10 protein-coding genes and 5 tRNA genes are annotated in these 14,692 nt (G+C 71.7%); 6 read left to right on the top strand and 9 right to left on the bottom strand.

Going from position 1 to position 14,692, the window contains the following annotated elements; all coding sequences use genetic code 11:
* Nucleotides 1-32: 32 nt before the first annotated feature.
* From ACF1AL_RS33585 to ACF1AL_RS33575, 3 genes are all read right to left on the bottom strand, one after another.
* Nucleotides 33-106 (bottom strand) — tRNA-Met (locus tag ACF1AL_RS33585).
* 81 nt (nucleotides 107-187) lie between these two features.
* Nucleotides 188-832, bottom strand: coding sequence for a GTP cyclohydrolase II (gene ribA / locus ACF1AL_RS33580; RefSeq protein WP_391828507.1), 645 nt, complete (start codon nucleotides 830-832; stop codon nucleotides 188-190).
* Nucleotides 833-952: 120 nt separating this feature from the next.
* Entirely contained in the window at nucleotides 953-1,459 is a 507-nt protein-coding gene (locus tag ACF1AL_RS33575; RefSeq protein WP_391828505.1) for a MarR family winged helix-turn-helix transcriptional regulator, read from the bottom strand.
* A gap of 69 nt (nucleotides 1,460-1,528) precedes the next feature.
* Between ACF1AL_RS33575 and ACF1AL_RS33570 the strand changes: the two genes are divergently transcribed.
* A complete protein-coding gene (locus tag ACF1AL_RS33570; protein ID WP_391828503.1) occupies nucleotides 1,529-2,659 on the top strand; it encodes a dihydrofolate reductase family protein in 1,131 nt (376 codons plus the stop codon).
* A gap of 115 nt (nucleotides 2,660-2,774) precedes the next feature.
* On the opposite strand, the gene ACF1AL_RS33565 is transcribed toward ACF1AL_RS33570, so the two are convergent.
* The 5 genes from ACF1AL_RS33565 to ACF1AL_RS33545 form a co-directional block, all read right to left on the bottom strand.
* Nucleotides 2,775-2,847, bottom strand: a tRNA-Lys gene (locus tag ACF1AL_RS33565).
* A gap of 99 nt (nucleotides 2,848-2,946) precedes the next feature.
* On the bottom strand, nucleotides 2,947-4,482 hold the full coding sequence (locus ACF1AL_RS33560) for an amino acid permease (protein ID WP_386420391.1): 1,536 nt from the start codon (nucleotides 4,480-4,482) through the stop codon (nucleotides 2,947-2,949).
* 193 nt (nucleotides 4,483-4,675) lie between these two features.
* Entirely contained in the window at nucleotides 4,676-6,802 is a 2,127-nt protein-coding gene (locus ACF1AL_RS33555) for a DEAD/DEAH box helicase (protein WP_391828501.1), read from the bottom strand.
* A 214-nt stretch (nucleotides 6,803-7,016) separates the two neighbouring features.
* Nucleotides 7,017-7,550, bottom strand: coding sequence for a hypothetical protein (locus ACF1AL_RS33550; protein ID WP_391661768.1), 534 nt, complete (start codon nucleotides 7,548-7,550; stop codon nucleotides 7,017-7,019).
* A 94-nt stretch (nucleotides 7,551-7,644) separates the two neighbouring features.
* The gene (locus tag ACF1AL_RS33545) at nucleotides 7,645-7,995 is read right to left on the bottom strand and encodes a metallopeptidase family protein (RefSeq protein WP_189219145.1); all 351 of its coding nucleotides are present in this window, start codon (nucleotides 7,993-7,995) and stop codon (nucleotides 7,645-7,647) included.
* A gap of 83 nt (nucleotides 7,996-8,078) precedes the next feature.
* On the opposite strand from ACF1AL_RS33545, the gene ACF1AL_RS33540 reads away from it, so the two are divergent.
* The 4 genes from ACF1AL_RS33540 to ACF1AL_RS33525 all read left to right on the top strand — a co-directional run bounded on the left by ACF1AL_RS33540 (nucleotide 8,079) and on the right by ACF1AL_RS33525 (nucleotide 9,971).
* Entirely contained in the window at nucleotides 8,079-9,584 is a 1,506-nt protein-coding gene (locus ACF1AL_RS33540; RefSeq protein WP_391828499.1) for a metallophosphoesterase, read from the top strand.
* Between the two features lie 81 nt (nucleotides 9,585-9,665).
* A tRNA-Glu gene (locus tag ACF1AL_RS33535) sits at nucleotides 9,666-9,738 on the top strand.
* Between the two features lie 60 nt (nucleotides 9,739-9,798).
* A tRNA-Asp gene (locus ACF1AL_RS33530) sits at nucleotides 9,799-9,873 on the top strand.
* 24 nt (nucleotides 9,874-9,897) lie between these two features.
* Nucleotides 9,898-9,971: transfer RNA gene (locus tag ACF1AL_RS33525), tRNA-Phe, on the top strand.
* 63 nt (nucleotides 9,972-10,034) lie between these two features.
* Here ACF1AL_RS33525 and ACF1AL_RS33520 read toward each other — a convergent pair.
* On the bottom strand, nucleotides 10,035-10,409 hold the full coding sequence (locus ACF1AL_RS33520) for a hypothetical protein (protein WP_391828497.1): 375 nt from the start codon (nucleotides 10,407-10,409) through the stop codon (nucleotides 10,035-10,037).
* Nucleotides 10,410-10,735: 326 nt separating this feature from the next.
* On the opposite strand from ACF1AL_RS33520, the gene hrpA reads away from it, so the two are divergent.
* Nucleotides 10,736-14,680 carry an ATP-dependent RNA helicase HrpA gene (gene hrpA, locus ACF1AL_RS33515; RefSeq protein WP_391828495.1) on the top strand — a complete coding sequence of 1,315 codons (3,945 nt, stop codon included), beginning with the start codon at nucleotides 10,736-10,738 and terminating at the stop codon, nucleotides 14,678-14,680.
* Nucleotides 14,681-14,692 lie beyond the last annotated feature (12 nt).

Genomic DNA, 14,692 nt, shown 5'->3' with positions numbered 1-14,692 from the left:
AAACCTTTCGGCTTCCGGCCCTCGGCCTTCAGTAGCGGGGACAGGATTTGAACCTGCGACCTCTGGGTTATGAGCCCAGCGAGCTACCGAGCTGCTCCACCCCGCGTCGTTGTGATTCCAGTGTACGGCATCCGCGAGGCGGCTCGCGACGAGGTTCCCCGGCGGGCCCGCCCGACCCCTCTCGCGGTCAGACCACGCAGCGCTCCGTGAGGTCCGCGAGCGGCAGCGTGTGCTGGGTCTGCAGCACCTTCGCGCGCAGGTAGCGGACGTTGTGCGGGGTGGGGAAGACACCGGTCGGGACCCGGTCGCGGACGTCGAGCCCGAGGGCGCGCAGCTGGCCGGCCTTGTCGGGATTGTTGGACAGCAGGTCCAGCGTGCCGATCCCGAGGGCGGTGAGCATCTGCGCGGCGGCGGTGTAGTCGCGGGCGTCCTCGGGCAGGCCGAGGGCGGCGTTGGCGGCGTAGGTGTCCAGGCCCTGGTCCTGGAGGGCGTAGGCGTCGAGCTTGTTGTAGAGCCCGATGCCGCGCCCTTCCTGGCGCAGGTAGAGCAGGATGCCGCCGCGGTCGGCGATGCGCTCGACGGCCTCGCGCAGCTGGGGGCCGCAGTCGCAGCGGGCGGAGCCGAAGACGTCCCCGGTCAGGCACTCGGAGTGCAGGCGGACGAGCGGCACGCCACCGGGGTCCCCGAGGACGACGGCGAGGTGCTCCCGCCCGTCGGCGAGGCCGTGGAAGGTGACGAGCTCGGCGTCGGCGCGGTAGCCGTCGGGGAAGGTCAGCGGGACCCGGACGCGGGCGCGCGGGGTGGCGGCGGGGACAACGGTGGTGTCGGCCATGCGGGAACTCCGGGTTCCGTTCCGTACGACTGCTTCAGATTTGAAGCAGAAGGTTCGTCCGGAACCCTACTGCTGCTTGAAACTTGAAGCAACAGGCGCGCGGTCACCCTGTGACGCGTCTCACCCGCACGACGGCGGTCCCGACCGGCGTCGCCACGGGACGTCCTCGGCGGTCGACTCCTGCATCGCCCGGGCGATCCGGTCGCAGATCTCCTCCAGCTGTCCCACCTGCTCGGGGCGCAGATGGTCGAAGAGCGAGGCGCGCACGGTCTCGACGTGCCCGGGCGCCGCCCGCTCCACCTGCGCCAGCCCGGCCTCCGTCAGGACGGCGATGCTCCCGCGCTTGTCCGAGGCGCAGCTCTCGCGCGCCACGAGCCCGTCGCGCTCCAGCCGCGTCACGGCGTACGTCAGCCGGCTGCGGGTGATCTTCAGCGCCTCGGCGAGGTCGGTCATCCGCAGCCGCCGTCCCGGTTCCTCGGACAGGGTGGCCAGGATGGAGTAGTACAGATGCGGCATGCCGGTGTCCTGCTGGAGCTGCCGGTCCAGCGCGTCCTCCAGGAGGTGCGTGGCGGCGAGGTAGGCGCGCCAGGCGCGCTGTTCCTCCGGGGTGAGCCAGCGGGTCGTCATGCCGCCAGTGTAAGTTTGCTTCAAACTTGAACCAAGCCGATGTCCGTCCACTCACCGCCGGGGAGCGCGATGCCCCACCCGTACGTCCTGCTGTCCGCGGCCGTCTCCCTCGACGGCTTCCTGGACGACACCGGCCCCGAACGCCTGCTGCTGTCCGGTCCGGCCGACTTCGACCGGGTCGACGAGGTCCGCGCCTCGGTCGACGCGATCCTCATCGGCGCCGGCACCCTGCGCGCCGACAACCCGCGGCTGCTGGTCAACTCCCCCGAGCGGCGCGCGGCCCGGGTGGCGGCGGGCCGGCCGGAGTACCCGCTGAAGGTCGCCGTCTCCGCCTCCGGCGACCTGGACCCGGCGGCCAACTTCTGGCACACGGGCGGCGAGAAGGTGCTCTACACCACCTCCGAGGGCGCCGAACGGGCCGCCCGCAGCGGCGTCGGCGCCGACATCGTCCCCCTCGGCCCCCGCCTGGACTGGCCCCGCCTCCTGGACCACGTGCACGACGTCCGCGGGGTGCGGCGCCTGATGGTCGAGGGCGGCGGCACGATCCACACCCAGTTGCTGCGGGAGCAGTTGGCCGACGAACTCCAGCTGGTCATGTCCCCGCTGCTGGTCGGCGACCCCGGGGCCCCCCGCCTCTTCGGCCCCGGGCCGTACCAGGCGGGGCGCCTGCGCCTGCGGGAGACACGGCAGATCGAGGACGTCGTGCTGATGCGCTACGAGCCCACCGCACCCGGCGCGGGCCCGCGCGCCACGCCCGCCGACCGCCACTGGCTGCGCCTGGCCTGCGAGCTGGCGGCTCAGTGCCCGCCCTCGCGCACCGCGTTCAGCGTCGGCGCGGTGGTCGTGGCCGCCGACGGCACGGAACTGGCCCGCGGCCACTCCCGCGAGGCCGGCGACCCGGCGGTCCACGCGGAGGAGGCGGCCCTCACGAAACTCCCGCCGGACGACCCCCGCCTGCCCACGGCCACGGTCTACAGCAGCCTGGAGCCCTGCGCCCGCCGCGCCTCGCGCCCCCACCCCTGCGCCGAGTTGATCCTGCGCGCCGGCGTACGCCGGGTGGTGACGGCCTGGCGCGAGCCGGACACCTTCGTGACGGAGGCCGACGGCAGCGGAGTCCTGGCGGCGGGCGGCGCCGACGTCGTCGTGCTGCCGGAGTACGAGACGGCCGCGCGCGAACCCAACCGCCATCTGCTGCCCTGACCGCGCGCCCTCGCCAAGGGACGCGGGCGAACCGGCAGCCGCCCAACGCGGCGGATCCCGGTCCACGGATGCGACGAGCCCCGGCCGGGAGCGGATCCCGGCCGGGGCTCGGTCGTAGGCCCTGTGGGACTCGAACCCACAACCAATGGATTAAAAGTCCACTGCTCTGCCAATTGAGCTAAGGGCCCAGGCGATGTTGCCTCCCCGAGCATAGCCGGACGAGGCCGCGTCGCCGATCGGGTATCGGTCACCCGGCCGCGTCGCGCTGCCGGGGACGGCCGGGAGTGTCAGGGATCGACCGGTTCGGGGGCGCCCGCGCGGGCCGCCTCGCGGGCGCGGGTGCGGGCGTGGGCGGGGTTGAGGAACCAGTGCCGGGCCGAGGCGAGCCACCAGGCCGCCGCGAAACCGAGCACGACGAGGACCGCGACCGGGGCGTAGTTGAAGGTCTCCCAGGTGACCGGGGAGACCTGCGGCAGCATGAAGAGGACGGTGATCACGCCGACCCAGACCACGGAGATCACCCCGACGGCCCGGGACCAGCGGCCCAGGTGCCACGGGCCCCGCTCGAAGGAGTCGCCGCGGCGCAGCCGCAGCAGGGTCGGCACCACGTAGGCGATGTACAGGCCGATCACCGCGATCGAGGTCACCGCCGCGTAGGCCGTGACGTTGATCAGGTACGGCAGGCCCAGCAGCAGCGCGCCGCCCGTCGCCAGCCACACGGCGGCCACCGGGGTGCGGGTGCGGGGGCTGACGGTGTGCCAGAGCCGGGAGTACGGCAGGGCGCCGTCGCGGGAGAAGGCGTAGATCATGCGGCTGTTGGCGGTCACCGAGGCCATCCCGCAGAACAGCTGGGCGCCGACCACGACGAGCAGCAGCAGCTTGCCGGCGGTCGCACCCAGGGCGTCCAGCAGGATCTGCGCGGGCGGCGCGCCGGTCGGGGAGGCGAGCGCACCGTCGTAGGACTGGATGGCGAAGGTGAAGCCCAGCAGGAGGACGAAGCCCGCGATCCACGACGTCCAGATCGAGCGGACGATGCCGCGGGGGCCGGCGGTCGACGCGTCGTGCGTCTCCTCGGTCATGTGCGCGGAGGCGTCGTAGCCGGTGAAGGTGTACTGGGCCATGAGCAGCCCGAGCAGGACGACGTAGGCGCCGCTGCCCCAGCCGGTGTTGTTGACGAACTCGCCGAACACGAAGGACGCCGGCTGGTGGTGGTCGGGGACGAGGGCCAGCGCGCCGACGATCACCGCCACACCGAGCACGTGCCACCACACGCTGACGCTGTTGAGGGCGGCGACGATGCGCACGCCGAAGGTGTTGAGCAGGCCGTGCAGGACGAGGATCGCGGCGAAGAGCAGGATGGTGCGGCCGGGGGTGACCTCGAAGCCGAACTGCAGGTTCAGGTAGGCGCCGAGGAAGGACGCGGCGCCGAAGTCGATGCCGGCGGTGACTGCGACCTGCCCGAGGACGTTGAACCAGCCTGTGAACCAGGCCCAGGCGGCGGCCGAGCGCTCGGGGGCGAGCCGGTGCGCCCAGAAGTACAGGCCCGCCGAGGTCGGGTACGCCGAGCAGATCTCGGCCATGGACAGGCCGACGAACAGCGTCATCAGGCCGACGGCCACCCAGCCCCAGGTGATCACGGCGGGGCCGCCGGTGTTCATGCCGAAGAGGTACAGCGTCAGACAGCCGGACAGGACCGAGATGATCGTGAAGGACACCGCGTAGTTGGCGAACGCCGACATCCGGCGGGCGAGCGTCTGGCTGTAGCCGAGCTGGGCCAGCCGTTCCTCGTCGGACACCGGGCCCTCGGGGCCGTTGTTTGTCATGCCCCCAGCGATTCCCAAGCGGGGCCTGTGGCATGCGTCACACGCCGGGGAACCCTCCGGGAAGCCTGCTCCACGCGGGACCGGCGAGCCTTCACGCGGGACCGGCGAGCCCGCTTCAGGAGGAAACGGCGGCAGGACAGCGGAAAGGCCCGCACGACCGGAGTCGTACGGGCCTTCCCTTCAGAGCCGGATGTCAGCCGTTGCGCTTCCAGCGCGGCTTGTCCTCGCGGCGCCCGAAGGAGCCGCCACCGCGGTGGTCGTCACGACGGCCGTAGGGGCGCTCGTGGCCGCCGGTGCGGAAGCCCGGACGGTCGTCACGACGGTCGCGGTTGAACGGACGGTCGCTGCCGCGGTGCCCGCCGCGCTCGTCCCGGCGGAAACCGCCGCGGTCGTCACGCCGGTCGAAGGAACGGTTGCCGCGCTCGCGGTCGAACGGACGGCGCTCACCGTCACGGCGGAAGCCACCGCGGTCGTCACGGCGCTCACCGTCACGGCGCTCACCGTCACGACGCTCGCCGTCACGGCGGTCGAAGGAACGGCCGCCCCGGTCACGGTCGAACGGACGGCGCTCACCGTCACGGCGGAAACCGCCCCGGTCGTCACGGCGCTCGCCGTCACGGCGGTCGAAGCCACGCTCACGGTCCCGGCGGTCACCGCGGTCGAACGAACGGCGGTCGTCGCGGTCCTGCGAACGGCGGTCGTAACCCCGGCGCTCGTCACGGCGGTCGTCCCGGCGGAAGCCACCACGGTCGCCACGGTCACCGCGGTCGTCGCGGCGCTCCCGGCGCTCGTACGACGACGCGGCCGGCGTGCGCTCCTCGCGCTCGGCCCGGTCCACGTCCTGCGCACCCGGCTGCTCCGGCACCGACACCTCGGCCACGGCCTGCGCCGCAGCGGCCTCGATGGCGGCGGCCGGGTCCTCGCCCCGCTCGCGCGCCACCCGGGCGACCAGGCGGTCGGCCTCCTCGCGCAGCTCGGCGGCGCGGCGCTGGGCGCGCTCCAGCTCCTTGGTGAGCTGGGCGACCTCGCGCTCGGCCTGCGTGGCGGCGTTACCCGCGGACTCGGCCTGGACCTCGGTCATCGACCGGGCGCCGGTGATCTCGGCGACCTCCGGGTCGAAGGCGTCGCCGCCCTGGATGATGTGGCGCGCGGCGTCCACGCCGGCGTCCTCCATCAGACGGAAGATCTGGCGGCGCTGGTGCGGCAGGGACAGGGAGACGACCGTGCCGGTACGGCCCGCACGCGCGGTACGGCCCGCACGGTGCAGGTAGTCCTTGTGGTCGCCGGCCGGGTCGACGTTCAGCACCAGGTCGATGCCGTCGACGTGGATGCCGCGGGCGGCGACGTCGGTGGCGACCAGGACGTTGACGTAGCCGTCCTTGAAGTCGGCCAGGGTGCGGGTACGGGCGCCCTGGGTCATGCCGCCGTGCAGCGCGTCGGCCTTCACGCCGGCGTCGCGCAGCTGCTCGGCGACGCGGTCGGCGCCGAGCTGGGTGCGCACGAAGATGATGGTGCGGCCCTTGCGGGAGGCGATCGCGGCGGTGACCGGCGCCTTGTCCTTGGGCTTCACGATCAGGATGTGGTGCGACATGGTCGTCACCGCGCCCTGGGCGGCGTCCACCTCGTGCAGGACCGGCTCGCTCAGGTAGCGGTCGACGAGGGTCTTGATCTCGTTCTCCATCGTGGCGGAGAACAGCATCCGCTGGCCGCCGGCCGGGACCTGGTCGAGCAGCTCGGTCACCTCGGGCAGGAAGCCCAGGTCCGACATCTGGTCGGCCTCGTCGAGGACGGCGATCTCCACGTCCTCCAGCGAGCAGGCGCCGCGGTTGATGATGTCGCGCAGCCGGCCCGGGGTGGCGACCAGGATGTCGACGCCCTTCTCCAGGGCGTAGATCTGGTTGCCCATGGAGGTGCCGCCGCAGACGACCTTCATGCGCAGGCCGACGACGTCGCCGTAGGGCTGCAGGGCGTCCGCGACCTGCATGGCCAGCTCACGGGTCGGGGTGAGGATGACCGCGCGGGGGCGCTTCTTCTCGGTGCGGCCGCCGGCGAGGCGGGCCAGGGTCGGCAGACCGAAGGAGAGGGTCTTGCCGGAGCCGGTGCGGCCCCGGCCGAGGATGTCCTTGCCGGCCAGGGCGTCCGGGATGGTCGCGGCCTGGATCGGGAAGGGGGTGGTCACGCCGTTCTGCGCGAGCTTGCGCACGACGCCCTCGGGCAGACCGAGGTCGGCGAAAGTGATCTCGGGGGTGGTGTCCTGCGGGGCGTCCTGGGAGACGTTCTCCTCGGACACGACGGCGTGATCAGTACTGGCGATGGACATGCGAATGCGAAACCTTCCGGAGTCTCGTCGGCACGCGCCCGTCAACTCCGTGAATCGCACACGACCGCCTCAATGCGGTCCGCCACGGCAAGGGAGAGTACGCGCCACACGGCGCGCTTCTGCTGTGGCGCCGGGCAAATGGGATCAAACGATCTACCACCATACGCACCCCGGCCCCCTCAAGGCAAACCGAGTGGTGGAAACGAGCCGCGGGTCACACCGGCGCTCCCGCCGCGGGCGCCGGCTCCCGCTGCATCAGCTGCGGCCCGGTCTCCTCGTGCGCGGAGGAGGAGGGCTGCGGGGTGGGCGGCTCGGAGGTGGCGGGCGGGGGCGGCGGCTCCTGCGTGGGCGTGGGGTCCGCGGTGGTCTGCGTGGGGTCCGGCTGCGCCGGGGTGGGCGTGGAGTCCGGCGGGCGGGGCGGGCGCGGCGCCGCCGAGGGTCCGGCGCTCGCCCCGCCCGCCGGGGCGGCACTGGACGCGCCCGAGGCGCCCGCACTCGGCCCGCTCGTGGCGTCCTTGCCGCCCTTGGCGTCACCGTGCCCGTGCCCGTGGGCGTCCCGCCCGCTGCCGCCCACGCCGCCGCCGGACACGGCGGCGCCCCCGTCGGGTCCCGCGCCGCCGCTCGGGCCCGCCGAGTGCGAGGGCCTCGCCTGGCCTCCGTCCTCGTCGCCCACGCTCATGCAGCCGGCGGCCGCGGCCACGGCGATGACCGCGGCGGCCAGGCGGACGGGTACGTACAAGGCGCGCACGGGCAGCCACCTCCGGGGTGTGGGCGAGTCACCGTGCCCAACTCCCGCCGCCCGCAAGAGGACACGCCCGGCCCGCGGCGAGCCGGGCGAGGGATCACCCGTAGCCGAGGGCGTGCAGGCGGGCGTCGTCGATGCCGAAGTGGTGCGCGATCTCGTGGACGACGGTGACCTCCGTCTCGGCGACCACGTCCTCCCGCGTCTCGCACATCCGCAGGGTCGGCCCCCGGTAGACGGTGATGCGGTCCGGCAGCACGCCCGCGTACCACTCCCCGCGGTCGGTCAACGGGGTGCCCTCGTACAGCCCGAGCAGCTCGGGATCGTCCGCCGGCGGCTCGTCCTCGACGAACACCGCGACGTTGTCCATCAGCCGCGTCAACTCCGGCGGGATCCGGTCGAGCGCCTCGGCGACCAGTTCCTCGAACTCCTCGCGCGTCATCTCCAGCACACCGCCATTGTCCGGTACGACACCGCCGTACGACCGTCACGAGCGGCCGCATATCCGCGGGCGCACCTGGGCATACGGCACCAATGCCCCGCGTCCCCGCCGCCTGGAACCGGAAGAAGAACAACGCCCGCCTCCTCACCGACCGGCCCCGCCCCTGGCTCCGCGCCGCGGGACTGGTCACGGTCGTGCTGCTCGGCGCCTGGCTGGGGCTGCTGGCCGTCGGTGACGTCCGGGTGCCGGTCGGCCCCATGGACACCACCATGACGCTGCGCCCGTCCCTGAGCGGCGGCACGAAGATCAACGTCTCGCCGCTCGGCGCGCTCCACCTGGACAGCCATGTCGCCCCGGTCCGCCTGGACGTCAACGTCGACCAGCTCGACCCGGAGCGCGCCCAGGCCCTGGTCGACCACCCCGAGCGCATCTCCGGCCTCCAGGACGAGGTGGCCCGGGACGTCGAACACGGCACGCTCGACCTCGCGGTGCGCTCCTGCGTGGCCGTCGTCGCCGGCGCCACGGCCCTGGGCCTCGCGGTCTACCGCCGCCCCCGCCGGGCCCTGACCGCGGGCGGGCTGGCCCTCGCCCTCCTGGCCGCCTCCGGGGTGACGGCGTTCGCGACGTGGAACCCGAAGTCCGTCCTGGAGCCGAAGTTCTCGGGCCTGCTCTCCTCCGCGCCGTCGCTGGTCGGCAACGCGCGCAACATCGTCACGGAATTCGACGTCTACCAGAAGGAGTTGGCCCGCCTCGTGACGAACGTGACCAAGCTCTACGACGTCACGTCCACGCTCCCCGCCTACCAGCCGGACCCGACGACGATCCGCGTGCTGCACGTCTCCGACATCCACCTCAACCCGGCGAGCTGGAAGATCATCGGCTCCCTGGTCGAGCAGTACAAGGTGAACGTGATCGTCGACTCCGGCGACACCATGGACCACGGCACGGCGGCCGAGAACGGCTTCCTCGACCCGATCCCGGACCTGGGCGCGCCGTACGTGTGGGTGCGCGGCAACCACGACTCGGCGGTGACCCAGCGCTATCTGGAGCGCATGAAGAACGTGCACGTCCTGGACGGCGGCCGGGCCGTGACCGTCGCCGGACTGCGCTTCGCCGGCATCGGCGACCCGCAGTACACCCCCGACCGCTCGGTCGAGCCCGGCGGCGACGCGGCCGAGGAACTCGCCGGCGCCCGGCTCGCCTCCGCCCTGCGCGACCAGAAGGCCCAGGGCACCCCGGTCGACATCGCGATCGCCCACGAACCGGTCGCGGCGCGCCAGACCGACGGGGAGGTGCCGCTGGTGCTGGCCGGCCACATTCACCACGAGGCCACGGAGCTGCTGCCGTACGGCACCCGGCTGCGCGTCGAGGGCTCCACGGGCGGCAGCGGTCTGCGCGCCGTGGAGGGCAGGCATCCCGACCCGATCGAGGCGTCGATCCTCTACCTGGACCGCGACACGCACCGCCTGCAGGCCTGGGACGAGATCGAACTGGGCGGCCTGGGCCTGACCACGGCGGAGGTGAGCCGCCACCTGCCCAAGGACAACCAGCCCGGCGCGACCGGCACGCCGTCGCCCGGCTCCCCCTCCCCCCGCTGAAACCGTTTTGGCGTTACTCCCCGCCATCCCATATGCTTCTCACGTCCCCGACGCGCTGAGAAGCGCCCAGGCGGGCCGATAGCCCTCATCGTCTAGCGGCCTAGGACGCCGCCCTTTCAAGGCGGTAGCACGGGTTCGAATCCCGTTGGGGGCACGCAGTATCGTGTGCGACACTGTCCTAGGCGTCAGCCGAAGACAAGCGCAGACACCACTTGGTCCTGTGGAGCAGTTTGGAGTGCTCGCCACCCTGTCAAGGTGGAGGCCGCGGGTTCAAATCCCGTCAGGACCGCTGAGGTTTCACGTGAAACCTCATGGCTGGGTAGCTCAGTTGGTACGAGCGATCGCCTGAAAAGCGATAGGTCGCCGGTTCGACCCCGGCCCCAGCCACCGCAGCCCTGCCAAGGGCACCACACCCCCTCCGGATCTCCGGAGGGGGTGTTCTCGTTGTGCTCAGCGGGTCTCGGTGTAGCCCGCGACCAGGGTGGAGCGCAGCGGGCAGGTCACCGAGGACTTCTTGCCGAGGGCGACCCACGGGCCGTGCACGGTGACCAGGCGGGAGTGGATGAAGGGACCGGTGCCGTGGTCCTGGTCGCAGACCGCCTTGGCGCGGTGCTGGCTGGCCTTCTTCGTGCCCACGCTGGTGATGACGTAGCAGTGCGACGTCACCTTCTTGCGCGGGATGGACGTCGCCGTCTTGTCGCACTGGTAGAAGTGGGCGGCCGCGGCCTGGGCCTGGCCGGCGCCGAGGCCCGTGAACGCGAGTGCGGCGACGGCCGGCAGCACCGCCAGGGCGGCAGCGCGCTTCCACTGGGTGAACGTGCTCATGTGTACTCCCCGATTCAGCCGCTCGGGCGTCCCGCACGGTCGGTGCGGGCAGGCGAGAGCGGTCCCCGTTGGGTGATGGATGGTCGAAGCCCCAGGGGGGAACGTGCGGGAAGGAGCCGTGCGCGGTCCGGTGGCCTGCGTCATCACGGTCCCCGCGTCCCCCGTGGAGCGGTCGCGATCAACATAAAGCTCCGGTCACCACATGATCAACTTTTGGCCACGTGACCCTGTCCACACACCGGCCGGTGCTGGTCGTACGGCCGGGAGCGGCAGCGGGAGCAAATCGTTCGCCAGTCTTTTGGGCGAGGTGAGATCCTGGATCGCGTATGTCTACGCACCCTGCCCCCGCTCTCGGCGCCCTCGCGCCCCGCCTGACCGAGCTGTCCCTGCGCGACGCGCACCGCCTCGGGCGCAGGCTCGAAGGCGCGCGCAAGATCCGCAAGCCGGAGGCCCGCGCCGCCGTCCTCGCCGAGATCGAGGCCGAGGTCGCCCGGGCCGAGGAGCGGATGGCCGCGCGGCGCACCCGTGTGCCCGCCGTGACCTACCCCGAGCAGCTGCCGGTCAGCCAGAAGAAGGACGACATCGCGGCCGCCATCCGCGATCACCAGGTCGTCATCGTGGCCGGTGAGACCGGCTCCGGAAAGACCACGCAGATCCCGAAGATCTGTCTGGAGCTGGGCCGGGGCGTGCGCGGCATGATCGGGCACACCCAGCCCCGGCGGATCGCCGCCCGCACCGTCGCCGAGCGCGTGGCGGACGAGCTGAAGACGCCGCTGGGGGAGGCCGTCGGCTGGAAGGTCCGCTTCACCGACCAGGTGAACCCGGACGCCACCTTCATCAAGCTGATGACGGACGGCATCCTGCTCGCCGAGATCCAGACCGACCGCGAGCTGCGCGCCTACGACACGATCATCATCGACGAGGCGCACGAGCGGTCCCTGAACATCGACTTCCTGCTCGGGTACCTGGCGCAGCTGCTGCCCCGGCGGCCGGACCTCAAGGTCGTCATCACGTCGGCCACCATCGACCCCGAGCGGTTCTCCCGGCACTTCGGCGACGCCCCGATCATCGAGGTCAGCGGCCGCACGTATCCGGTGGAGGTGCGCTACCGGCCCCTGCTGGAGGAGGACGGCGACGACGCCGACCGCGACCAGATCACCGCGATCACCGACGCCGTCGAGGAACTGATGGCGGAGGGGCCCGGCGACATCCTGGTCTTCCTCTCCGGTGAGCGCGAGATCCGGGACACCGCGGACGCGCTGGAGAAGAAGAAGTTCCGGTTCACGGAGATCCTGCCGCTGTACGCCCGGCTCTCGCACGCCGAGCAGCACCGCGTCTTCCAGCAGCACACCGGGCGCAGGATCGTTCTGGCGACCAACGTCGCCGAGACCTCGCTCACCGTCCCCGGCATCAAGTACGTCATCGACCCCGGTTTCGCCCGGATCAGCCGCTACAGCCACCGCACCAAGGTGCAGCGGCTGCCGATCGAGCCGATCTCGCAGGCCAGCGCCAACCAGCGCAAGGGCCGCTGCGGCCGTACCTCGGACGGCATCTGCATCCGGCTGTACAGCGAGGAGGACTTCCTCGCCCGTCCGGAGTTCACGGACGCGGAGATCCTGCGCACCAACCTGGCCTCCGTCATCCTGCAGATGACCGCCGCCGGCCTCGGCGACATCGAGAAGTTCCCCTTCATCGACCCGCCGGACCACCGCAACATCCGCGACGGCGTCCAGCTGCTGCAGGAGCTGCACGCCCTGGACCCGGCCCAGAAGGACCCGCGCAAGCGCCTGACGGACACCGGCCGCAAGCTCGCCCAGCTGCCCGTCGACCCGCGCCTGGCCCGGATGGTGCTGGAGGCCGACAAGAACGGCTGCGTCCGCGAGGTCATGGTCATAGCGGCGGCGCTGTCCATCCAGGACCCCCGTGAGCGCCCCGCCGACAAGCAGGCCCAGGCCGACCAGCAGCACGCCCGTTTCAAGGACGAGACCAGCGACTTCCTCGCCTACCTCAACCTGTGGCGGTACCTGCGCGAGCAGCAGAAGGAGCGGGGCTCCAGCTCGTTCCGCCGGATGTGCAAGCAGGAGTACCTGAACTTCCTGCGCATCCGCGAATGGCAGGACATCTACACCCAGCTGCGCACGGTCGCCAAGCAGATGGGCATCCACGTCAACGAGGACGATGCCCCCGCCGACCGCATCCACGTCTCCCTGCTCGCCGGCCTGCTGTCCCACGTCGGGATGAAGGACGTCAAGGACGGCAACAAGAACGAGTACCTGGGCGTCCGCAACGCCAAGTTCGCGATCTTCCCGGGCTCGGCGCTGTTCAAGAAGCAGCCGCGCTTCCTGATGTCCGCGGAGCTCGTCGAGACCTCCCGCCTGTGGGCCCGGGTCAACGCCAAGATCGAGCCGGAGTGGGTCGAGCCGCTCGCCGGGCACCTGATCAAGCGGACGTACAGCGAACCGCACTGGGAGAAGGACCAGGCCGCGGTGATGGCGTACGAGAAGGTCACGCTGTACGGCGTGCCGATCGTCGCCCAGCGCAAGGTGAACTACGGGCGGATCGACCCCGAGGTCAGCCGCGAGCTGTTCATCCGCAACGCGCTGGTGGAGGGCGACTGGCGCACCCACCACAAGTTCTTCTCCGACAACCGGCGGCTGCTGAGCGAGGTCGAGGAGCTGGAGCACCGGGCGCGGCGCCGCGACATCGTCGTGGACGACGAGACGCTGTTCGACTTCTACGACCAGCGGGTGCCCGAACACGTGGTGTCCGGCGCGCACTTCGACTCCTGGTGGAAGCGCAAGCGGCAGGAGCAGCCGGACTTCCTGGACTTCGAGCGGGAGATGCTGATCCGGGAGTCGGCGGAGGCGGTCACCAAGGCCGACTATCCGGACTCCTGGCGCCAGGGCCCGCTGAAGTTCCGGGTGACGTACCAGTTCGAGCCGGGCGCGGACGCGGACGGCGTGACCGTCCACATCCCGCTGCAGGTCCTCAACCAGGTCACCGACGAGGGCTTCGACTGGCAGATCCCGGGTCTGCGGGAGGAGCTGGTCACCGAGCTGATCCGCTCCCTGCCCAAGCCGATCCGCCGCAACTACGTGCCCGCGCCGAACTACGCGAAGGCGTTCCTGGAGAAGGCCACGCCTCTTCAGGAGCCGCTGACCGCGACCATGGCGCGTGAGCTGAAGCGCATGGTCGGTGTCCCCTTCGAGGAGGAGGACTTCGACTGGGCGAAGGTCCCCGACCACCTGAAGATCACGTTCCGGATCGTCGACGAGCGGCGACGCAAGCTCGCCGAGGACAAGGACCTCGAGGCGCTGAAGCTCAGGCTCAAGCCGAAGGCCCGCAAGGCGCTGTCGCAGGCGGCGGCCGCGACCGCGTCCCGGCAGGGCGGCGAGTCCCTGGAGCGCAAGGGGCTGACCGACTGGACGATCGGCACGCTCACCCGGGTCTTCGAGACCCGCCGCGCCGGGCAGCCGGTGAAGGCCTATCCGGCGCTGGTCGACGACGGCGACACGGTCTCCGTGCGCCTCTTCGACACGGAGGTGGAGCAGGCGGAGGCGATGTGGAAGGGCACCCGCCGGCTGATCCTGCGCAACATCCCGGTCAACCCGGCGAAGTTCGCATCCGAAAAGCTGACGAACGCCCAGAAGCTCGCGCTGTCCGCGAATCCGCACGGGTCGATCCAGGCGCTGTTCGACGACTGCGCGACGGCCGCGGCGGACCGGCTCATCGCGGACTTCGGCGGGCCGGCGTGGGACGAGGAGTCCTACCGGAAGCTGTACGACAAGGTGCGCGCGGAGATCGTGGACACGACCGTGCGCACGGTCGGGCAGGTCCAGCAGGTGCTGGCCGCCTGGCAGGCGTGCGAGCGCCGCCTGAAGGCCGTGAGCAGCCCGGCGCTGCTGGCGAACCTGCGGGACGTGCGGGCGCAGCTGGACGCCCTGGTGAAGCCCGGCTTCGTCACGGAGACGGGGCTGCGGCGGCTGCCGGATCTGATGCGGTATCTGATCGCGGCCGACCGGCGGCTGCAGCAGATGGCCACGAACGTGCAGCGGGACACCACGCGCATGGAGAAGGTCCGGGAGATGCAGGACGAGTACGCGTGGCTGCTGGAGCAGTTGCCGAAGGGCCGGCCGGTCCCGCAGCAGGTGCGCGACATCCGCTGGATGATCGAGGAGCTGCGGGTGAGCTACTTCGCCCACGCGCTGGGCACGGCGTACCCGGTCTCGGACAAGCGGATCGTGAAGGCGATCGACGCGGCCGTACCGTAGTCGGCCGGACGC

Origin of the sequence: Streptomyces sp. NPDC014801, assembly GCF_043082085.1 — a bacterium.
Taxonomy (GTDB): Bacteria; Actinomycetota; Actinomycetes; order Streptomycetales; family Streptomycetaceae; genus Streptomyces.
Note: the sequence above shows the minus strand (reverse complement) of the source record. Positions and strands in the feature narration are given on the sequence as shown.